This window comes from Methylotuvimicrobium buryatense 5G (assembly GCF_000341735.1).
GTDB lineage: Bacteria > Pseudomonadota > Gammaproteobacteria > Methylococcales > Methylomonadaceae > Methylotuvimicrobium > Methylotuvimicrobium buryatense.
This window is the reverse complement of sequence record NZ_KB455576.1, coordinates 1-21,064: the sequence shown is the minus strand read 5'-3', so window position 1 is coordinate 21,064 and position 21,064 is coordinate 1. Positions and strand designations below refer to the sequence as shown.

The window sequence follows — 21,064 nt, the reverse complement described above, 5'->3', positions numbered from 1 at the left end:
ATCGCAGGCACAGCGACGGCTTTTTAGATAATCACGATGCAAAATATTCAGCCTCCACCTGATGTAATTTTTTCGATTCCTCTAGATTTGCCAGTTCCTTTGGATGATGGCGCATGCGAGCATTTGGAAAACATGCTGGTACCGAATGTTTCCCTGTGGTCAACCGATGATCAAGAAATCAATCTATCCGGCTTGTCTGGTTGGAATGTAATTTTCTGTTATCCAATGACAGGTCGCCCCGGAGTTTCCATCCCAGAAGGCTGGGTTAAAATTCCAGGTGCTGCAGGATGTACGCCTCAAGCCTGCTCATATCGTGACAATCACACTGAACTCAAACGCAATGGCATTGGCGTTTACGGCATAAGCAGTCAATCAACGGAGGAACAAAAAGAAGCCTCTAGTCGCTTGGAGTTGCCTTATCTGCTTTTGAGCGACGCTAATCATTCTTTTTCATCTGCTTTGAAGCTGCCCCTGCTTGAAGTTGGCGGCTCAAAATTGATCAAAAGGCTGACGCTCATTCTTAAAGATGGGGTGATCAAAAAGTGCTTTTATCCTGTATTTCCGCCAGATAAAAATGTCGTTGAGGTGATGGCTTGGCTATCCGAGAATCAAGCCTAACCCGGCATTCGAGCGGGACAGGCCAAAAGCGGCCTGCCCCTAAATTTTACGTTATCACACAAGAAAGTTGCACAAATGAAGCAAACGGGTAGCTGTCTCTGCGGAGGCATTCAATACGAAATCGACGGGCCGCTGACCGACGTTCTAAACTGTCACTGCTCAATGTGCCGAAAGCTCCATGCCTCTGCTTTCAGAACCCGCGCGAAGGTTCAATCCTCGGATTGGCGTACTCTCAAAGGTCAGGAGTTGCTGAAGTTCTACGAATCGTCTCCTGGTGAGCACAAAGGCTTCTGCTCAAACTGCGGCTCCAGCCTTTACACGAAATTCGACGCAGCTCCTGAAGTCTATGGTTTTCCACTCGGCACACTCGACACCGACCCGGAAGTAAAACCAGGGCGTCATGTATTCGTGGCGAGTAAAGCTCCTTGGTTCGAGATTACGGATGATCTGCCTCAGAATGCTGAGTATGACTAAGGCAGTGATAACAAGTCGCGTAAGGCCTCACTCGTTGACCGAGGTAAATTAGGATAAATACAGAATGTTTGAAATAGACCATCTTATGATTGAAGTCGGAGACCCTTTGAAAGTTGCTAATAATGTAGCGGAACGGCTAGGTTTGCCTTTTGCATGGCCTTTAATGAAAAAAGATGAGTACACCAGCATTGGTGTGAATTTTGGTGATATCAATATCGAATTCATAAATTTTAGAGTCAGATTTGGAATTGAAGGTACGGCATTCAGAGGTTTCAGTGGTATTGCATTTAAGGCCGCGGATTCTCTAGAAGAGTCCATAAAGAGACTGAACGCTTCTGAAATAAGTTATCGGATCGGAGAGGAATGCCAAGCCCACACAACTCTTCCTATCGAAGAACACCAGGTGTTTCCCACGGTTTTTCTTGTTAAATATCACTTTGATACTAGCGGCTGGATTGAACGTCTTAAAAATGAATTTGCCGAGTGTTCTGGTGGAAAATTTCATATCGGACGTTTTAAATCCCTCTCCATTAAACAAAGAACTCCAGCCAATTTGACAGATGAGTTTCAGATTAACGTCGGTGATAAGAACCAAATTTTCTTTGAATCGCGCACTGGGGAAAATGCTGTTATTTCTGATTTGATTGACAATTTGGAGATAGTAATTGCCTAACACAACGGTCAAAGGGACGCGCCGTCCGTTGGCGGTTTTGAAGGCTTCCTTTTTATCGGGTTCAATGGCTTCGTATAGCTTCCTTCAGCGGCGCGCCCCTTACCTTTACGTTGAATGGCAGCTAATTGAATCCCTGCCGACATTGAGCGCAAAGCTTCGAATGTCAACTAGGGGTCGGTTTTGATCGTTCAAGGAGGACATCCGGATTTGAACGGGCGTTACCGGATTTCATTTGCAGATAAAGTGAGCCTGAGAAAATCAAACGCGAGCCGGCACTGATAAATGCAAGCTCATTTGCATTTAATCTGAGCTCGGCAGGATTTTTATTTGCAGTTAATTCGAGCTGAAACCGGCGATAAATGCGAGTCCGACCGTTTTCAAATGCGAGCTCTTACATGTACTCGTTTTAGTTCCTTAGTTTGCTCTATATTCTGTTTCCGTTCCTGGCGTTGTTTTTGGGCTTGTAGAGCTTGGCTAAGTGCCGCCCTAACCTGGCGTTCCAATCCGTTTCGCCCTAATTGGCTCCGTGTGGCAAGATCATTAAAATCTGTATGTGCCTTCATTTTATCAAGGGCATCAATTTGTTCAGAACTGAGCAAAGCATTTTGCAGTTTAATCACTTCCTGATCCGAAAGTTTTACCGTTTCCGGCTCCTTCTGAGCGGCTTCGAGACGGCGCATTGCACGATCATGCTCTCTATACTGTTGGGGAGTAAACGCTTCAAGATTAGGTGGATAAACATTTTCACCCGGCGCAAAAATTGGAAATATCGCGGTGCCATTAACAGCCTTGGCCGCCTCTTCGGCTTTACTGCGACCTGGATTAATACCATCCGTGAGGAGCCGGTTCCTATCGTCGTCGCCGGCGATGATAACAGGTTTATCCGGAAACTTTTCGTGCAACGCCTTGGCCACAACCGGAAGGTTGCCGGAATCAAATGCGGCAACAGTGGCGAAACCCAATGCCTCGGCATTAGTGGCGGCCGTCGCGTAACCCTCGGAAATGACCAAGGCCGGTGCTTGATCCAGGGATTCAATCCCGCCAATCACATGGAAGCAACCTTCTTTACGACTATCTTTGGCGAACCGCTTGGTTCCATCTTCTTGAATATACTGCATCGTCCATTGCTTGCCGTCGACGTCAGTGGCCGGAATGTACGTTTTCTGGCCACCGGCGTCGGTGAGTGTGCCGGCATGTGGCTGAATGCCTTTATCACGCAGATAGGGGGTTGGCTCGAATACCGGCACTAAATTAGCCGTTTGACGGCTTACTCGTTGCGCAGTAGCTTCATGGACGCGTTCCTGTTCAGCCGCCCTGGCTGCCAATTTCTCGGCAGCCTCGGCCTGCAATTTTGCTTTTTCCTGTGGATCGAGCAAATATCCCTTTGATTTCCATTTCATATCAATGCCGGTGCGGTTGTTCTTAATGTAGCCGGCAGGATGACCATCCAAGTGACCGACATAGAATCCGGATTTCCCTCCGGTCTTATCGCCCCCCACTTCGATTCGGTGTTTTTTGCCGTCCATAATTGGGTGTCCGTCGGCCACAATAAAGTCTATCGATCGCATGGCGTCTGCGAATTCCTCCATGGGGGATATTGCCGGACTTTGTTGATTAGGGACATTATCAGGCTTCCAGCGTTCCAGCTCATCCCTCTGTGCATTAGGGCCAACGTACCACGACTTAGCAACTTTATCCCATAACGCACCGGCGGATTTGGCGGCGTTACGTTCACCATACGGCACTGCTAAATACTCGCGTTTATCATTTTGGATCGGGCTTACGGGTTCGTAATCAATGGGTCGATCAACCGACTCGTCGCTTTTATGTGTTGTCCAGTTAGCAAACGGTTCGGGATCAACGCCAGGGGGAAGAAACCAAGATCGCTCTTGACGGTCCCACCGAGCACCAAGCTTTTTCGCGTCATCCTTTTCCTGATAGGGAACATTGATATAGGTCCTGGAATCAGACGTTGAATCAGTATCTCCCTGCGTAATGTTTTCTGTATTGCTGCGTTCGGTTTTAGCCGCTAAAACATCTTCCGGACAGGCTTCACCGAAGTGCTTAATCCATCGATCTCTTAAAGCCGGTTTGTTGCTCATCAATGCGGTTGTTACTGTTAGATTGAACGTTTTTGCATTGTGATCGTGCTCATAAAGCATAACCGCACTCTCTTCCAGATAATCGCGCTCACTTTCATCTAAAGAAAGGGCGTCTTTGAATGCTGTAGTAGGATCGTTGTAACGTTTGGCTTCATCGAGTCCACGCCATCCATCACCGTTCCAAAACGTAAATTGATCGCTGGCGAGAATAAATTCTTTGCTATTCGTTTCCGGGGGTTCCATTGACACAATCTCATCCAACAATTCCCGTTTGCTGAATGATTCGGAGCGGGCCTCTGCCGACAACTTTGGTTTCAATGTCGAAAGTTTTAACAATCGTGCAAGCTCATCTTGGTATTCTGTCATCGCTTTATCCTCGTAGGCTTGGGATACATTGCCTCCATCTATTGATTTCCGTGCGTCATTAATTGCGTTGTGCCATGCTTCAGATGCGGCAAGAAACGCTTCTTTGGAGGCTTGAACAATGGGATCCTCATGGCTTAATTGGTAACGGGCCTCATTTGCGCTGGATTCACCGTACACACGGACTAACTCCTGATGATAGTTTTCCTCCGCAGCCTGCATGCGCTGGTATTCCTTAGTGGTAAGATCGGCAAGTGTTGAAGGGTGTGTCTGCGCTTTCTCCTGCTCCTGGATGTGCTGTTGTTCAAGACCAAGAATATAGCCTTGTATCTTTTCGGCATCAGCGGCCGCTCGGAATATCTCTAATGGATCTTCCTTAAGCGCCTTGATCCACGATCCAACATAAGCCGCATGTTGACCTGGATCATGTCCAATCCCAAGCTCATCACCCAAAATCATGCTGGAAATTTCCGCCCGAAGTTCTTCCTTGGCGTACCCCTCGCTGCCGAAAGGATGTGCCAGGTCTCGATCTAGGCGTGATGAGTGACCAGTCCAGTGGCCCAACTCGTGTAATGCCGTCGAGTAATAGCGATCTGCGCTTGAAAACAACCCCTTATCCGGCAAGTGAATGCTATCGGTCAATGATCGGTAAAATGCTCTTTCACCGCCGTTATGCTGAATATTGGCACCGGATGCGTTCAATATAGTCTCCGCCCGCTCGATCGGATCCCATGTTTGTTCTTTTTTCTCAAGCTCCGGTAATCCATCGATTTGCTCACCGTTGAATACGGTCGCGAAAAACACCCGAGGACGTTCAAGCTTAACAGTCACTTTAACGGGCTTTCCTTCGGCGTCTAAAACGGGTTTACCATACTCATCTTTCTTAGTCTGTTCTTCGGTGAACTTCCAATACTGAATACCCGTGCCCTTCTCGCCTTTGCGAACTTGCGCACCCTCGGCCGCCGCTTGGTTATAGGTCATCCAACGCTGATCGATGCGATCCTGAGCCATTAAGTGCAGCGCATTGATTCCCTTGTAGCGATTGCCGGTAGTTGGGTTATACGGCAAGAAAGATCCTGACGCTCCGGCCTCCCACGGTCGTTGCCACGGCGCTGTCCCGGCTTCGAGTTGCTTGATTAAATTCTCGGCAACGGTTTCGTGATACGGTTTCTTCTGATTCTTCTGATTCATGGAAATGCCCCCACTTTGGCTATGTACATCTGCGGTATTACTGACAGCTTTCGCTATGACGGCCGACTCACTATTCACCGGGTGAATGGCCGATTCGTTGATTACTTTGGGAATGCCATGTTCTTGCTCAACGTCATCGTTTTCCTTGTTCCGGCTTTTCTTGATCAAATCAACCACAGGTTTCGATGCGGTGATCCGTTCAAACACCCGAACTCCGTTGCTACCGGTTGGAATAAAGACCCGATCCACCCAACTGATACGCTCGATAAATGCGCCCTGCTCTTTCAGCACACGTTTTTCGGCATCCGTTAGATAGCCGCGCCCTTTGATCTCGATCCGATCCTCGCGGTTGACCTTGGCGGTTGCGATTTCCCAGCCGTTTGAAAGAATCGCCTTGTTGCCGTTCTTGATTGAATTAAACAAATCGCTGGCCGACATATTGGACAAACCGGAATCCAGTCCCAAATTTTTGAGCGTTTGCTTGGCGGCCTTTGGTCCCAACATGCGGCCCAGCAGCTGCTCGCCGTCATCGGTTTGCAACCGCTTGATGGTTTCCGATCCCTCGACACGATCCCAAATAGGCAAGATCACGCCGACTATCATCCGCTCAGTTTTGGTTTCAGTTTTCGGCGCATTGGAAAGTTGTTCATTCCAAAGGCTTTCGGCTTCCTTCTCATCGATCGCCCTGGTCAGCGTCACTTTCTGATAACTACCCACGCCATGAGTGACAACGGATCTGTAGTCATAGCCACGACTAATCGCATCGGCATTATCGATGTACCGATGATCGTTTTTTCTGATCGTATGCACGACGCCTCGGTGTACCGTCTTGCCTTCTGAATTGAGTCTTTCGCCTATATCGGAAAGAAAAAAGACATCTCCTTTGTTTTTTCCGAACTCAGCGACAAACCATCCGCTGATGTCGTTATCCCTTGGATTTTCGCGCACGAACTTTTTGGCATCTTCCCATGAGTTATATTTAATCTCGTTGGTAACAGCCAACTCGACATAGCGGGTCTGTGCTCCGGTATTTTTATCTTCATAAGCAACATCATCACGCGTCTTGACTATGCTCAGAGCGGTCATGGTCTGCAAACCAACATCATATAACCCCCGCTGCTTGGCATATTCAACGGCCTCTATGAGCCTATCCTCAAACTCGCCAAAAACAGCGTTCTGCATGTCCGTTTTCAGCGACAACAACCGATTCAGAAACTGCGGTATTGCCGGGATCTTGCTTTCACTCAACGATAGATTCTCATCGAGCAGATTTAACCCCATCTGCTTGGTGACCTCATGAAATGACAGGCCGGTTTGACCGCGATAAAGATCACTAAAGAAATTCTTCAGCGCAGTCGAGGCATATTCGCTTTCAAGATTATCGGATGCCGTAAACATGCCTTGACCGGTCGCTTCACGTTGGCCGCGAGTTAATGCGCCTAACTGATCCAGTCTGCGGGCAATGGATGATACGAAACGCTTTTGCGCCTTCAGGTTGGTCGTGGGCAACACATAATGCGGTTCTTGCGCCTGGTTAGTCCTATGGGTTCGGCCGAAGCCCTGTACCGCTGAATCGGCCCGCCAACCCGGCTGCAAAATGTAGTGAACCCGTTTACGCTGATTTTCCGCGGTATTGTCGGCATGGAATGAATACCCGGTGCCACCCGCTCCGGAAAACACCAAAATATCTTTTTTGTTGTTCCGGAATGCTTCGGCATCGGCCCTGGATGCGTTCTTACCGCGCTTTTCTTCAACAACCCTTAGATTGCCTTCATCATCACGAACCTGGACAAACCTGCGGCTACGGCCGGTGACTTCGGCTACCGTGTCAGAACCAAAGGCATTGATGATGGAATCGAGCGGATTCTCAGGCACCCGGATTTGATGCAGCGTTTCCAGTAAAGCGTCGCGCAAGGCAATCGCTTCGCGATCAAAGACCTGATTACCTTCTGCATCACGGACAGGGATATAAATAGTATTACCGTTACTGTCTTGAGACTCTTCATAGGCCGCAACCGGAAAACCGTTGCGCACGTAGTCCATCAACATCTGTCTTGGCGTAAAATCCAAGTCTTCAAGGGCTGCGTCATTGGCCGCCGCATCGGCAATGATCCGTTCTTGGGCCGCTTCGTTTGTGTTGACCAACTGAATGACGGCAACATGGCCTGTATCAAGCTGTTCGCGAATATCGTCAATCACGCGAGGCGTTTGCATCGCCGTGATGATTTGATTGAAAAAACGCTGATGAGCGCCCCAGAATTGGGACATTGCCGCACTCTTCCCTGCGCCGCTCTTACCGGCTTGGGTGATTTCCAATGCCTGATCCACATTGTCTTGAACCACTTGCCAAGCGCCGGCGAGTTCGTTGTAGATGTCTTCCTGCAAGTCTGAAAGCGTATGTTCCAGCCGTTCGTAGCTCACGCCGTCATACGACAACGAACGGGCGAGATACATGCCCATCGCCTTCATATCACGGCTAATCAGTTCCATTGAGGCAATACCGCCTTTAGACACATTATCGATAAACGCAGTCGTGTCGGCGAATGGCGTGCCTTCGCCCCACAGACCTAGCCGATCCGCGTAGCTCAAGTTGCTAATTTCCGTAGCGCCGGTAGCCGACACATAGGTAACACGCGCATTGGGCAGCGCTTTTTGCAGATTGATACCGGCAATCGCTTGTTGCGAAGGCTTTTTAACGCCGCGTTTGCCCTTGACGGCAATAGCGTTACCCATGCTATGCGCTTCATCAAATGCAATCACGCCATCAAAATCTTTGCCCAGCCAGTCAATGATCTGTTGAGCACGGGTCTTGCCGCCCTTTTGCCCTAAGTCATTGGCTAGTTTTTTCTCGCCCCCGCGAAGTGTTGAATAAGTGGTAAACAGAATGCCGTCTTTTTGAGTGATTTCATTACCGGCCTTGGTTTTGCCCTGAAAGAAAATCTTGCTGGGATCGCCGCCTACGCCTGCGAAGTCCCGTCTCGCATCCTCAATCAATCCCTCGTTGAACGAAACCCAGACGGCCTTGCTTCGACCCTGCATCAGGTTATCGAGAATAATGCCGGATATTTCCCGGCCTTTGCCGACACCGGTGCCGTCGCCAATGAAAAAACCCTTCCGTGATCCGTTCGGCAACAATTCGGAATGTGCTTGTCCTGCGTAAACAATAGACTCAAGTTGCGCAATAGACAGCAGGCCATCTTGTATTACATTCACGGGCAGAACCGGCGCATAAGTCGGCGTGAGCGGCTGAACGGCCGACATTGCCGCTGACTGCACCAGCTTTCCGGGGTGTGGTTTTGCCCCTGGAATAGTAAGGCGCTGCGGGCTGTAAGATGCGAATACGGAATCGGTGAACTCGCTGACTTCTCCGCTCTTAACCTCTATTGCAACGGCGCCGACAGGGTTGCTTTCGCTGATGCCACTATTTCCTCCAATATCTGCGCCGCCGATTCCTCCAGCGTTTCCGCCAGTTCCATTTGAAATGCCACTCCCGGCTCCGATTCCGTCATTAACGACATCGCTAACTGCGGATTCGCCTCCAGCTTGGCTATCAGTAGCAGAGGCTCCTGAATCTCCCCCGTGTCCAATAGATTCCGCTCGAGAGCTTCCCGTATCAGAACTAATGCCGCGAGCTCCGTCGCTGGGTTGTAAGCTATCCGGTACTGTTGGAGTATCTTCATCGATTGCTGGTTGATTGAAGCCTCGTTGTAGGTGCTGACGATCATTTCTAATGCCTTCTAATAATGTGGGTAAATCGGCGACCGAATCGACGCTACCCGTTAAGACGGGCTGAGTCGTCGGTCTGGTTTTATCGATAACCAAGAGTTGGTTATCGAACGTCGTACCGTACTTCGCATACTCCTTGCCGGCTATGCCGACATTCGCACGCACGGTGTACTTTTTCTCTATCTCCTTCCACCAGTTGGCGAATGCCGGTCGATCAGCGGCCATTCCATTGCCGACCACAGCCACCAGCCGGCCGCCGTCTTGTAACCGTTTTAAGGCCTGTTCGATATGTCTAGCGCCGTTCGATGTGTCGCGTTGCCCCCGCACTCGGCCAGCGGTCGAAGAAAACGGCGGATTCATGACAATGACGGTAGGTTTGATGTCGGGTGGTAATACGTTGTCCAGCTGCTCCGCGTTTTCCTTGAACAGTCTCGCCTTTGGAAACAGTGAGGAAAGTAACGCCTGCCGGCGTGGCGATAACTCATTTAAAACTATTTCGGCCCCGGCAATCTTTGACCAGATCGCTAAATCGCCAGTCCCTGCGGAGGGTTCGCCCATCACATCATAGGCCTTGACGTTCGCCACCCAATTGGCAACAAACGACAAAGCAGGCGGTGTGCTGAATTGCTGAAACTCTTCCATTTCCTCATCCCGCCGCGTCTGCGTGGGCAGTTTCTGGATTCGACTGGTGAGTTCTTTAGTTTTGCTGGTTGCCCATGCGGCATCCTGTTCAGTCCAATCGGCTTTCTCGGTGTTGCCTAGATGGATGTTGAATGCCGTTTCCATCGCATCATAAGCGTCTTTCGTTGAATAAACCCCTTCGGCCATCGTTCCGCCGAAAGCGCGATTGGCCTCATCAGTTAAGAATTTTGTCGTGATTTCACCGTCCTTATCGAGCTTTTTAGCGAGTCGTAACGCGAGAACATAACGAGACTGATCTTTCGATATCGGTGATGGGTCCGCCTCTTCTTTTGAATGAACAATCGGCGATATCGGCGCATCAACCACAACCAGCCAGTCGTTAAATAAATCCCATTGATCCGGATTCGATTTCTTCGCCATATTTAACTGCCCGAGATTAAGTCCGCGCTACTGTCTAACGCGTCTGATTCACTGATAGCATCCTCTTCAAATGCGCCGGCTTTCTCAGCCTCATCCGGATCAAACTCCACTTCAAAGCCTGGCGCCGTTTCTGCGTCGCTCAGCTTTTCAATCAGTGCGTCAGTCGGCTTGACCGCTATCTCGATTTCGGTGTTTGAACGGCTATTAGTTTCATTATTCATGATGGTATTACCCCTTAATGACTGTCTGATTGTTGTCGCGGCCCTTGCTATAGTCAGGTCGTCCTTTTAGCTCGGGATAGGTTTGCTTGCAGGTAGGGAAGTTGCTGCATCCCCACCAAAAATGCCCTGGCTTTTTGCTGGGTCGACGTGAAAGGCCGCTACCGCACGCCATGCACTTGTGCAGCGAAGATACCGGAGTCCCCTCTTTACCGCCGGCAATGCGCACGGCTCCCGCGTTCGCCTTCGCCACTTGTTCGCGGATAAAATCCTCTTGCCGGGCTATAAATGCGCCCATCTCGGTATTGCCTTGCTCGATACCTTTCAACATTCGTTCATACAAGGCAGTCAAAACCGGACTTTTCACGACTTCCGGCAAAGCATCGATGACGCTGCGACCCAATGTCGTGCTAATAATATGTTTGCCCTTGAGTTCCAGGAACTCTCGGCGTTTTAACTCCGAAAGTATGGATGCTCGGGTGGCCGATGTACCGATGCCATCGCCATCACGCAACACCTTCTTATGATCCGGGTCCGATACAAATTTATGTATGTTCTCCATGGCACGGGTTAACGTGCCTTCGGTAAACCTGGCCGGCGGCTTCGTCTTGGCATCCCGTCTAGCGGCCTGTCCGCAGGTCACATCGTCGCCTTTTTTCATGGCCGGCAAGCGTTGCCTGTTGCCTTCTTCCGAATCGTGTTTGTCGTCCTCGTCAGCTTCTTGAAACACATCTCGCCAGCCGTTGCGCGTGATGACCTTCCCGTTCACGGTGAAGGTTTCACTCTCGACTTCTGCACTCACGGTTGTTTGCCTGTACTCGTGCAACGGATAGAACTGAGCGAGGTAAGCCCGAACAATCAGCTCATAGATAGTGCGCTCTTTGTCACTAAGGCCGGACTTTCCTCCCTTGTGCATCGTCGGGATGATCCCGTGGTGCGCGGTGATCTTCGAGTCGTTCCACGTTTTGGACTTGATGCGTGGATCGGCACCGTCCACGATCCCGCCCAGCTCGGGATTGACGTATTTGATCGCTGCCAAAATACCGGCTGCATCGGCGTGTTGGGATTCCGGCAGATAAGCGCAATCGGTACGCGGGTAGGAAGTCAGTTTGTGCGTTTCATAAAGCGCCTGGCAGGCTTTCAGAACCTCTTCAGCGCTATAGCCGAATTTATGGGAGGCTAATAGCGTTATGTCGGACAGCGCAAAAGCCAGCGGCTGGCTTTGTGTCTTGGCTTCCTCCTTATACTCGGCAATGATGCCGGGCTTGCCGGCTATCTTCTCGACAAGCGCGTTGGCAATAGCGGTATCGACAAGTCGGCCTTCGGAATCAAGGCCGGCTTGATCTTCTTTAGCCTTCCACGCGGCGAAAAAGGAACCTCCCGCATGCTGAATCTCGGCTCGGATAGTATGGTACGGGACCGGCTTGAATCCTTCGATTTCTCTATCCCGCGCAACAACTAGGGCCAAGGTGGGCGTCTGTACTCGGCCAACGGTCAGCAGCGCTCGAGAACCGCCACGTTGCGCCCGCAACGTGAATGCGCGGCTAAGGTTCATACCGATGAGCCAGTCGGCACGCTGCCGTGCCTTGGCGGCATCGGCCCAGCCGGCAAAATGGGTGTTATCCTTCAAGGCAGCCAGTCCACGTTGGACTGAAACAGAGTCTTGCGCAGACACCCAGAAACGACGTACAGGCTTGGTATTGTTGAAGTGTTCAAGGACCTCATCTACCAGCAATTGTCCTTCACGGTCGGGATCGCCGGCGTTCACAATGACGTCTGCCTCTTTGAGTAACTTACCGATCGCGGTCAATTGTTTCTTTGCATCCTCCTTGGGCATGAGTATCCAGGTCGTCGGAATGATAGGCAGTTCATCAACTCGCCAGACTTTCTTGCCATTGTGGCCGCGTGGTACATCACTCGGTGTGTAATCATCCGGTTCGGCCTGTTCGAGCATGTGTCCAAAGCACCAGGTTACTTTGTCGCTCCCACAGTGGATAAAGCCATCGCCTTTGCCTGTCATCCCCAATTCCCCCGCAATGGCTTTTGCCACAGAAGGCTTTTCTGCAATAAATAGATTCATACCCGCTCCTTACAACGTCATTACCGGCAGTATCACGGTCTTAATTTGTGAGCGATCGACAGGCCCGAAGTAGCGGCCATCAAAGGACGTGCCGCTAACATCGGACATCAGCAGTAATTCGTCGTCGCCTAATCTATAGTGCTCTACATGGAAATGCGGCAATGCCCGCCCGGCACTATCAACCCTGCGGGGTACACTGAAAGGAAGAAGCTCGCCATTGACTCGTACGCCCGCTTCATCAATCACGACGATATCGTTTTTAGCCGCTAAAATGCGTTTCATCAGATAACCATACCCCCCCGGACAAAACCCGGCCCCGATATACCCTCTTGCCTTCGCCATTGTGAACATTTCATTATGTGGCGGACAAAACAGCACATAGGCGCCTTTCGCGACTTGAGCATTGCTGGTCAGATACAATCCAACCGGAATGCTTTTCGTCGTGTTAATGCGTACTCCGGCAGCATAGGCGCATCCACTAACGACCAGAGCGGCAATACCTGCTCTCGCAACACTATCCGTAAAGCGTTTCAAGCGCTTCATATCGTAATCTCCACTTCGTTGTGTACCTGAATAAGCTTGTCGCTCAACAGCGGAGCCGGGATCGAAGCCCGCGCTTGAAAAATCGAGTCCTTAAAATAGAGCGGTTGTTTTCCATAGATGGCGGGATATCCGGCTACATAAATGACCATATCCCCCGCTTCTTCAATCTCACCCGCCGCATTCTTACGCGGCCCCGGCATACGTAGGCATTCATCGGCCGTCAATAAGGGCCTCTGCACTTCCTGAATGGTGCGTGAGACTTGCCCCATCATGGCGGCCGTTCGGCGTCCGCTGGTGGTGATCTGCTCTTTAATCACCGTGGTTTGTCCGGTTAAGCGCGAAAGATGCTCGGCCGTCTCAATGCGATTGGGTGGATAAGCGTTCTGAACGTGGCAATTCGAGGTAATCTGTTCATCGTGACCGTAGCCTGTTTCACGGCTCTTGAGCTGGTTAATGTCCTGACAGATCAGATAACACTTGATACCGTAGCCGGCTACGAAAGCGAGAGACTCTTGCAGGATTTCCAGCTTGCCAAGACTTGGAAACTCATCCAGCATCAAGAGCAAACGATGCTTGTAGTGCGCCACCGGGCGACCGTTCTCGAATTCCATCTTGTCGGCCAGCAGACGAACGATCATGTTGACCATCACGCGCACCAAGGGCTTCAGACGGGACTTATCGTTCGGCTGAGTCACGATGTACAAACTCACAGGGTCATCGTGATTCATTAAGTCTTTGATGCGAAACTCTGAATGACTGACATTCTTGGCTACGACGGGATCTCGATACAGGGCCAAGTAGGATTTGGCCGTGGAAAGGACGGACCCGGCTTCTTCTTCGGGGCGGTCCATCATGTCGCGGGCGGCCGATCCAATGGCCGGATGGTTCTCGCCGTTCTGGTAATGGCCGTAGGTCACCATTTCCATCCAGAGCTCGGCAATGTCACGATTAGGATCGGCTAGCATGGCGTCGACCGATGGCAACGTGGCCTGCGTGCCTTCCTGTTTTGCCTTGTAGAGTGCATGCAGGATGACGCCAACCAGCAGCGCAAAAGCGGTCTTCTGCCAATGCGATTCGAGACCCTTGCCGTCCGGATCGACAATGAGGGCGGCAAGGTTCTGTACGTCGCCCACCTCGTATTCCGTTCCGGTGCGGATTTCATCTAATGGATTCCAGCATACGCCGCCGCTGACCGATGCCGGCGCAAAGTTTAGAACCTTGTTTTTGGCGTGCCGCTTTCTCCAGCCCGCTGTCAATGCCCACAGCTCGCCTTTCAAGTCGGTGATAACCGCGCTGGCCGGCCATGAAAGCAGGGTCGGCACCACAAGTCCGACACCCTTGCCTGAACGGGTCGGCGCATAGGTCAGAACGTGTTCCGGCCCGTTATGGCGCAAGTAGTAAAATTTACCCTGATTATCTTCCCAACCGCCGACATACACCCCGGTAGAGGATGGCGATTCTTTACCGGTCACCGCTTCAAGAAAAGTGCGCGGCCGTGGCAATAGACCCGCCGCCTGAATATCCTTCTCCCCGGCCCATCGAGCCGAACCGTGCAGGTGCTCAGTTGCCTTCGATGAATTCGAAGCGATAACTTTTGCAACGGCTACGCTCAGCAGACCCGTCGTTGAAACCAATATACCAACGCTTCCGGCTTGCATGAATTCATTCGGATACTGGCTGTACCATGCCGTCCCCCATTGCAAAATCGACCAGGGCGCATATACATGATTGATGTGAGCGCCCAAACTCTCTTGATAGTTGAATGCAGCTGCGAAATACTGCGTGGCCGCCTGTAGACCGCCGCCCAGCGAAAGCACCCCTAAAGCCGGCAACAGTTTATTGCCTTGCTTTTTTCGCCGTACCTGGGGACCCACTGCATTATGGTGTTTTGTACTCATGTAGTCATCGACTCCTGCCTGATGTTGTTTTAATCGATCCTATCGGGGTAATCGTGATGAAATCGCCTATCCCGACGCGCTTCAATCGCCTGGTCGTCGCTTGATCGATCGGCATAACCATAACGTCATCGCCCTGTTTCAATAATGCCAAAGCCTGACCCTCGACAGTTCTGACTCCTGCATAAGCAAAGGCTCCTTTTTGTCCATTATATAAGTTATGCTTCGGTATATCGTTTATTTTAAGCCTCTTTTGCTCTCTTTCGTCAATATATTTTTTAGCGGCAGTGATTTGTTCAGGGCTCACGCTTGCCCCAGAAACTCCCCGTCGCAATGCGTTATCTGGTTTGGCTCCTTGCTGCTCCAGGTGACCAGAAACATCACGCGGCAATAGCACTTCACTTCCGCCGGCGATGCGAACCACACCGAGTTGGGACAGCCCTCGCAAACGGTGCCGGCTTTGGGGCGGCGGGATTCGTCCAATGCCTCCAATGTCGGGCTTCCGGCTGACGCCGGCGCTAACATTTCCCCCTGTTCCTCGACCGCCGCCTGCTCGGCCATAAGGTTCTGATCGGGTAGCGTGCCGGTCGGCAGCGACTCCTGATTCAGAGCGGCCAATGCCGCGTCCAGCTCGGACTCGATGTTGTGCTGTTCGTTTGTCATGACTGTGCTCCTTGATTAAAAGCGCTTGCCGCCGGCTTTCCAAAATCGGATCGGCAAAGGTGATGGGTAAACGCGAATCGACGGCGGCTCGGATGATCTGCGCCTTGAACTCGGCGGCGCCGTTGACGGTGATACGGCTCCCGTAGCGTTCCATTGCTAACGTCAAGGCTTGTTGCAATCCTTCATGGGAAGCTTCTCGGGATATTTGCAGGCGATCGCCATCATCCCGGACGGCCGACCTGCCGGCTCGGAAAATGATCGTGCCTTTTTTGGTGATGTTGTCCAGGGTAGGCGCTTGGCCGGAACCCGGTCTGGCCTGTCCATCGCCTTTAACAGTGTTACCTTTGAGCCCCTGCGAGGCCTCACGGGCACGCAAGGCGGTCAATGCCTCGGCACTGCCCTGCATCGCCTCCTGCTTGAGCCAGTCGGCCCATGTCCGTCTCCGGAACGCATCATAGAAACCTTGCCGCTCCCGCCAGTACTGCTTATTGATCGACTGTATTTCGTTACGAAGCGCTTGACTGGCTTGCGCATACAGCAACTTCTTAACCAACCGCCCTTCGGTCAATGTTTTGATAGCTGTTCGACGCAGCCGACTCGACTGCTTGGCGGCCTCTATCCGCCTCTCCTTACGTTTTCGCGCCTCGTCCAACTCGGCGGCACGCGCTGCCGTCGACGTTTGCTGCTCAGCCTTATACTTGGCGTACAACTCAACCGTATCAACCCGTAGACGAATCGGGCTTTTTTGATAGTGTCGCTTGGCCTGGGCTTGTCGCTGAGGTGATGCCTCGAATGGTCCCAAACGATCCTCGAGTTTCGATTTTGACAACTCGCGCGATAAGGTGCTGGCCTTAACCCTCGTACCGTCGCCCGCCTCAATGACAAAGCCATTGCCACGCTCTCGCAATTCCAGACCGTTTTCGTGCATCACTCGATGCAAGTCCGTCCACGTCGCGGCGCTTCGGATCTCGTCCAGACATTCCCGCTTGATCCAACCCAACAGGCTTTCAACGCCTGCATGGCGTTCCATGTCGGCGGCTCTATTTTCGGAACCGCTCTTGCGCGGAATATGATTGTCGGGCTCAAGCCGGTAATCTCGCTCAAGAATTGTGCATAATTCGGCCAACGTTTTATGCGGATAATACGGTTCGTGCATTGTGTGGCGTTTCGGATGAATCTTATTGATGGCAATATGAATATGCAGATTATCCGTGTCGTAATGCACTGCGCTGATTCGCTGGTGTTCGCCATAACCAAGCCCCATACAAATGCGCTCTTCAATGGCCCTTAAGGTATCTACGCCGGGCTTCTCGCCTGTTCTAAAGCTGACCAGTAGATGGTAGGTTTTATCGCCCTTGGCCCGCGTGTTGAGATGCTGGGTTGCCAGTGCCTCGGCAATTGCGGCTTGAACCGTACCGGCCTCGCAATTGGTGACCTGAACCGCCCCCAATCTCTCGGTTTTTTCTTGCGCATCGGTGATGTAATCCGCTAAGCCTGCAAAGTCACTTTTACCAGGCGACCGCATGGGGACATGCTTGGCAATCAAGACACGATCCTTAGAATTTTAGCCGCTAAAAAAATCATGACTCAGCTCTGGGTTGAACGATGGACTTCATGACCCGCCCCATTTCATTTTGCGTCGCCTCAATCCGGTTCAGCAGGGCCCGAATAGTGGCATCGCTAAACTGAGCGGTACGCACGTCATCGGTCAACCAGAGTTTGAGTAAGCCGCCCAAACGGCCGAGATCACCGTTGATACGTGCCAATTCGCGCACTTGTTCGTAATCGACAATGCCTGTGATTTTATAACCCTGTCCTACCGTCATCAAAAAAGAAGACAGACTCATCCCTGCCGCTCTAGCATTGCCTTCAATCAACTCCCGCTCTTCCGGAAGGCAATACACCTTGATGGGTGGCGTGCTTTTCCGTGTTTTCTTTTTATGTTCCATGGTTTCCTCTCAATCTAAAGCCGGCGGTAGCCGGCCAGCCTCGCAGAGCAGGATGTCCGTTGAGTGCGTAGCGCGAATAAGGTCAGTGAAGTAGGAACATCCCGCTTGCGGGTGGGCCTACTTCACACATCCTGCCCTGTCCTAACGGACGGTTACGCCAAGAATAGGAGCCCCCTGCAGTTTCGATTTATCATACATAAAGACTGGAAAATATCCTAATTAAATTTCGATATAGAGAATATTGAGTATAATTGACGTATAATCGAACACAACCGGATTGAGCTGACACAAAGTTGACAATTAATAGGAAAACGATGGATGAAAAATCGATATGGCTAACAGCTATCCCGAACAACTTGGCGAATGGGTCAAAAAACGGCAATCAACAAAACGAGACAAGAACTTAGTGGCATTCTTGGCGGTTAAAAACGATGTGCAAGCAGCATTAGATGCGGGTTACGCAGTTAAAACGATATGGGCCAACATGGTCGATACCCAGCGGATCGAATTTGGTTACGACACATTCTTAAACCACGTAAACCGCTTGATACGCCGACCTCAGGCAGCTCGTACAACCGAAACCGAATCAACAGCCACTGCCAATAACGCTACGAAATCAAAAACAAGCAAGACACAAAAAACAACGACACCGCCTTCTTCTCAGGCTGGCTTCGTATTCAATCCAAAACTCAACAAAGAGGATTTATTTTAATGGCTAAAATTCATATGGTTTTGCAAGGCAAAGGGGGGGTCGGTAAGTCGATGATCGCGGCCGCAATTGCTCAATACAAGGCAAGCAAGGGGCAAGCGCCTCTATGCATTGATACCGATCCTGTCAATGCGACGTTTGAGGGATACAAGGCATTAAAAGCGCGTCGTCTGAACATCATGGATGGCGATGAAATCAACACCCGCAACTTCGATGCCCTGGTTGAACTAATAGCGCCGACCCAAAGCGATGTCATTATCGACAATGGGGCCAGCTCGTTCGTCCCGCTCTCGCATTACCTCATCAGCAACCAAGTGCCGGCACTGCTCAAGGACATGGGTCATGAGATGGTTGTTCATACCGTCATCACCGGCGGCCAGGCCCTTCAGGACACGGTAAGCGGATTTGCTCAATTGGCCGGCCAGTTTCCGAATGAATGTGTGTTTGTCGTCTGGCTTAATCCTTATTGGGGACCTATCGAGCACGAAGGCAAGGGCTTTGAACAAATGAAGGCCTACAAAGACAACAAAAATCGTGTATCGGCCATTATCCAGATTCCGACGCTCAAGGAAGAAACCTACGGACGGGATTTCTCGGAAATGCTGCAAGCCCGACTGACCTTCGACGAAGCCCTAGCCATGCAATCGCTAACCATCATGACCCGACAGCGGCTCAAGATCGTGCGCACCCAGATTTTTGGGCATCTTGAGAACGCGGCGGTGCTGTAATGGCGACTGACAAAATCGAGGAAACCATCAAGGAAATTGCTGTTAAACATGGCATCGCTGTGGGCCGCGACGATCCAATCCTGATCCTTCAAACCATCAATGAGCGATTGATGCAGGACAGCGCAGCCGCCCAGCAAGAGATCCTAGACCACTTCAAGGAAGAGCTTGAGGCAATTGCGCACCGATGGAGCGATGATGCAAAAAATAAGGCGGAAAGGACGCTCAACGCGGCCTTGACGGCCAGCCGCGAGACTATGACCCAGACGATGCAGGAAGGCGCTAAGTCGGCGGCGGAATTGATTCGCCGCGAGATTAAAGCGGCATCCGCACAGTTCGCAGCGCCGATCCGCGAAGCAAAGCGCGTGGCCCTCATGAACCTGATCGCCGCCGGCATGACGATCATAGCGGCTGGACTGGTCCTTTGGGCCGCCTCGATGTAAAGACAACAGACATAACTCGGAGGACCGGGCTATCGTTTATAGGGGCTTTGACAGTCCTAAGGATTGAGAGCGGCCTTGCCGCTGCTCATGGGTTTGTTTGCGCTCCCTCTCCTGCTTGCGCATGAGGGCTTGATGACGCCGTGCCGCCTCGCGCATAGCATCCCAATCAGACGCAAGCTCGGGATTCTCCGCTCGCATCTTGCGGGTGGCCAGTTCTTCAATTTTTGGGGCATGAATCCCCATCCCTTCCTTGATTTCGCGCACTGTCTCAAGACGATTATGCAAATTGTGCAGACGTGCTTGCTGTTGTGTTTGCCGGGCCTGCCATGCCCGTTTCGCGCTAGGCATGGACAACAAACCGGGCGTATTGGCCTGCGTGTGTTGTAGACGCGCTTGCTGACGATCGATCAAGTTTTCAATCCGATCCTCGATCTGTTCAACCTGGGCGTGTTTAGCTTGAGCGTACAGCGCCAATGCTTCTTGATACGTTTGCTCAAGGGGAGCGGCTTCTATTAGAGCTTGTTGTTCTTGCTCCAAGCCCTGAGTGCGCTCTAACAACACATCATCGACAATATTGTTCCCGGCAAATCTTATCTCTGTCGCCTTTCTCACAGATCGCGGCGACGCTTGAGTTCCGCTCTCATCCAATCGCTCAACCCGACCCACTGTGTCGTCGGTTAGAATTCCTAAATCACCGTTTCGAATAACCCTGGGGAAATTGCTCCGAGGGCCGCGTTCACCAACTGACTTGTTCAAAGACGCCTCCAAATTTTTAGCGGCTAAAAATTATCGGGAGCGTCCTCGACTTAGTTTGGCAGTCTCGGACGATATGACTGCTTTACCATGATCGTTGTAATTAATGCTTTTTACACTCCCATAAGTAGGCACTATATCGAAATCTTGCCGAGCATGCATAACGAATTTTTTTCCTATTTGCTGATACACACTATTTTTGTCCGCATAAACGATGACGCCATCATACCGCTGCGACTTATCCACCGGCTCCGCCGTGTAAATATTGTATATTCCAGGCTTCAGAGTGCCCGCTTTGTCTACCTTCTGACTCGTCCATGCCCCATCACTTTCGCCTTGCAGTATCCGTTGGCCATTCATTACTAAAAGACGCTGTTTCATGCCTATCCTGTTTCAGATAACTAATTGATTCATCCGGCACAACAAAAAGCCAATATTTAGATACTGGCTTTTTGTTGATGTTCCGAATAGGCATGCAATTGTAGATGAAGAGCAATAACTACACCAATAGCCAACTTAATAAACTATTTGAATGACCGTAAGAATTCGAGAATGGGTATTAGCGGATAAAATCATGTGACGCGTGTTTTATAGAGTCATTTCTTCATGATTCGCCAGGTCAAGCCCTACCTCACTGTCCCATAATTCGTAAATACAGAATCGACTGGGGTGCTGTCGACACGGACTCAACGCCCGCAAAATGTATGGCGTCAATGCCATGCCATCATTCTGCATTTCCAAGTGTTTTACGACAGATCGCAATCGGCCAAATTGAGACAGTCAAGACGGGATTTTGAATGACTTGCTTTAGTAGCATTTCAGCCCTTCATTTTCAAGAACCCACTAAGCTTTTGGGATTCGATTAGCATTCTGTCCG

General features: G+C 51.0%; 15 protein-coding genes. 6 read left to right on the top strand and 9 right to left on the bottom strand.

What is annotated here, in order from left to right:
* The first annotated feature begins 36 nt into the window (after nt 1–36).
* The 3 genes from METBU_RS0122605 (at nt 37) to METBU_RS0122595 (ending at nt 1,765) form a co-directional block, all read left to right on the top strand.
* Nucleotides 37–618, top strand: a complete 582-nt coding sequence (locus METBU_RS0122605; protein ID WP_017842787.1) for a peroxiredoxin — start codon at nt 37–39, stop codon at nt 616–618.
* Between the two features lie 75 nt (nt 619–693).
* Nucleotides 694–1,092, top strand: coding sequence for a GFA family protein (locus METBU_RS0122600; RefSeq protein ID WP_017842786.1), 399 nt, complete (start codon nt 694–696; stop codon nt 1,090–1,092).
* Nucleotides 1,093–1,156: 64 nt separating this feature from the next.
* The gene (locus METBU_RS0122595; protein WP_005372857.1) at nt 1,157–1,765 is read left to right on the top strand and encodes a hypothetical protein; all 609 of its coding nucleotides are present in this window, start codon (nt 1,157–1,159) and stop codon (nt 1,763–1,765) included.
* 377 nt (nt 1,766–2,142) lie between these two features.
* Here the strand turns inward: METBU_RS0122595 and METBU_RS29170 are convergent, their stop codons facing one another.
* Genes METBU_RS29170 through traJ form a run of 7 tightly spaced genes read right to left on the bottom strand, consistent with a single transcriptional unit; the run spans nt 2,143 to nt 17,557 of the window.
* Nucleotides 2,143–10,209 carry a strawberry notch-like NTP hydrolase domain-containing protein gene (locus tag METBU_RS29170; protein ID WP_017842785.1) on the bottom strand — a complete coding sequence of 2,689 codons (8,067 nt, stop codon included), beginning with the start codon at nt 10,207–10,209 and terminating at the stop codon, nt 2,143–2,145.
* A gap of 2 nt (nt 10,210–10,211) precedes the next feature.
* A complete protein-coding gene (locus METBU_RS0122585) occupies nt 10,212–10,430 on the bottom strand; it encodes a hypothetical protein (RefSeq protein WP_017842784.1) in 219 nt (72 codons plus the stop codon).
* A 7-nt stretch (nt 10,431–10,437) separates the two neighbouring features.
* A complete protein-coding gene (locus METBU_RS0122580; RefSeq protein WP_017842783.1) occupies nt 10,438–12,507 on the bottom strand; it encodes a DNA topoisomerase III in 2,070 nt (689 codons plus the stop codon).
* A gap of 9 nt (nt 12,508–12,516) precedes the next feature.
* The gene (traF, locus tag METBU_RS0122575) at nt 12,517–13,050 is read right to left on the bottom strand and encodes a conjugative transfer signal peptidase TraF (protein WP_017842782.1); all 534 of its coding nucleotides are present in this window, start codon (nt 13,048–13,050) and stop codon (nt 12,517–12,519) included.
* A complete protein-coding gene (locus METBU_RS0122570; RefSeq protein WP_017842781.1) occupies nt 13,047–14,948 on the bottom strand; it encodes a type IV secretory system conjugative DNA transfer family protein in 1,902 nt (633 codons plus the stop codon). Before METBU_RS0122570 ends, traF begins: the two co-directional genes overlap by 4 nt.
* Nucleotides 14,949–14,952: 4 nt before the next feature.
* A complete protein-coding gene (gene traI, locus METBU_RS0122565) occupies nt 14,953–17,154 on the bottom strand; it encodes a TraI/MobA(P) family conjugative relaxase (protein ID WP_026130401.1) in 2,202 nt (733 codons plus the stop codon).
* A 34-nt stretch (nt 17,155–17,188) separates the two neighbouring features.
* Entirely contained in the window at nt 17,189–17,557 is a 369-nt protein-coding gene (gene traJ, locus METBU_RS0122560) for a conjugal transfer transcriptional regulator TraJ (RefSeq protein ID WP_017842779.1), read from the bottom strand.
* 331 nt (nt 17,558–17,888) lie between these two features.
* Here traJ and METBU_RS0122555 point away from each other — a divergent pair, with 331 nt between their 5' ends.
* The 3 genes from METBU_RS0122555 to METBU_RS0122545 are packed head-to-tail and all read left to right on the top strand — an operon-like array spanning nt 17,889 to nt 19,434.
* The gene (locus tag METBU_RS0122555; RefSeq protein ID WP_017842778.1) at nt 17,889–18,269 is read left to right on the top strand and encodes a TraK family protein; all 381 of its coding nucleotides are present in this window, start codon (nt 17,889–17,891) and stop codon (nt 18,267–18,269) included.
* Nucleotides 18,269–18,994: a nucleotide-binding protein gene (locus tag METBU_RS0122550; RefSeq protein WP_017842777.1), complete on the top strand. Its 726-nt coding sequence runs from the start codon at nt 18,269–18,271 to the stop codon at nt 18,992–18,994. Before METBU_RS0122555 ends, METBU_RS0122550 begins: the two co-directional genes overlap by 1 nt.
* The gene (locus METBU_RS0122545; RefSeq protein ID WP_017842776.1) at nt 18,994–19,434 is read left to right on the top strand and encodes a conjugal transfer protein TraM; all 441 of its coding nucleotides are present in this window, start codon (nt 18,994–18,996) and stop codon (nt 19,432–19,434) included. Before METBU_RS0122550 ends, METBU_RS0122545 begins: the two co-directional genes overlap by 1 nt.
* A gap of 36 nt (nt 19,435–19,470) precedes the next feature.
* On the opposite strand, the gene METBU_RS0122540 is transcribed toward METBU_RS0122545, so the two are convergent.
* Nucleotides 19,471–20,190, bottom strand: a complete 720-nt coding sequence (locus METBU_RS0122540) for an IncP plasmid survival protein KfrC family protein (protein ID WP_017842775.1) — start codon at nt 20,188–20,190, stop codon at nt 19,471–19,473.
* 30 nt (nt 20,191–20,220) lie between these two features.
* Entirely contained in the window at nt 20,221–20,568 is a 348-nt protein-coding gene (kfrB, locus tag METBU_RS0122535; protein WP_017842774.1) for an IncP plasmid survival protein KfrB, read from the bottom strand.
* Nucleotides 20,569–21,064 lie beyond the last annotated feature (496 nt).

Bases quoted from the DNA above. Each gene is read 5' to 3' on its own strand.
- METBU_RS0122595 (WP_005372857.1), top strand. From the start codon at position 1,157: ATGTTTGAAATAGACCATCTTATGATTGAAGTCGGAGACCCTTTGAAA.
- METBU_RS0122580 (WP_017842783.1), bottom strand. From the start codon at position 12,507: ATGAATCTATTTATTGCAGAAAAGCCTTCTGTGGCAAAAGCCATTGCG.
- METBU_RS0122605 (WP_017842787.1), top strand. From the start codon at position 37: ATGCAAAATATTCAGCCTCCACCTGATGTAATTTTTTCGATTCCTCTA.
- METBU_RS0122585 (WP_017842784.1), bottom strand. From the start codon at position 10,430: ATGAATAATGAAACTAATAGCCGTTCAAACACCGAAATCGAGATAGCG.
- kfrB (WP_017842774.1), bottom strand. From the start codon at position 20,568: ATGAAACAGCGTCTTTTAGTAATGAATGGCCAACGGATACTGCAAGGC.
- METBU_RS29170 (WP_017842785.1), bottom strand. From the start codon at position 10,209: ATGGCGAAGAAATCGAATCCGGATCAATGGGATTTATTTAACGACTGG.
- METBU_RS0122570 (WP_017842781.1), bottom strand. From the start codon at position 14,948: ATGAGTACAAAACACCATAATGCAGTGGGTCCCCAGGTACGGCGAAAA.
- traJ (WP_017842779.1), bottom strand. From the start codon at position 17,557: ATGGAACATAAAAAGAAAACACGGAAAAGCACGCCACCCATCAAGGTG.
- METBU_RS0122600 (WP_017842786.1), top strand. From the start codon at position 694: ATGAAGCAAACGGGTAGCTGTCTCTGCGGAGGCATTCAATACGAAATC.
- METBU_RS0122545 (WP_017842776.1), top strand. From the start codon at position 18,994: ATGGCGACTGACAAAATCGAGGAAACCATCAAGGAAATTGCTGTTAAA.
- traF (WP_017842782.1), bottom strand. From the start codon at position 13,050: ATGAAGCGCTTGAAACGCTTTACGGATAGTGTTGCGAGAGCAGGTATT.
- METBU_RS0122550 (WP_017842777.1), top strand. From the start codon at position 18,269: ATGGCTAAAATTCATATGGTTTTGCAAGGCAAAGGGGGGGTCGGTAAG.
- METBU_RS0122555 (WP_017842778.1), top strand. From the start codon at position 17,889: ATGGCTAACAGCTATCCCGAACAACTTGGCGAATGGGTCAAAAAACGG.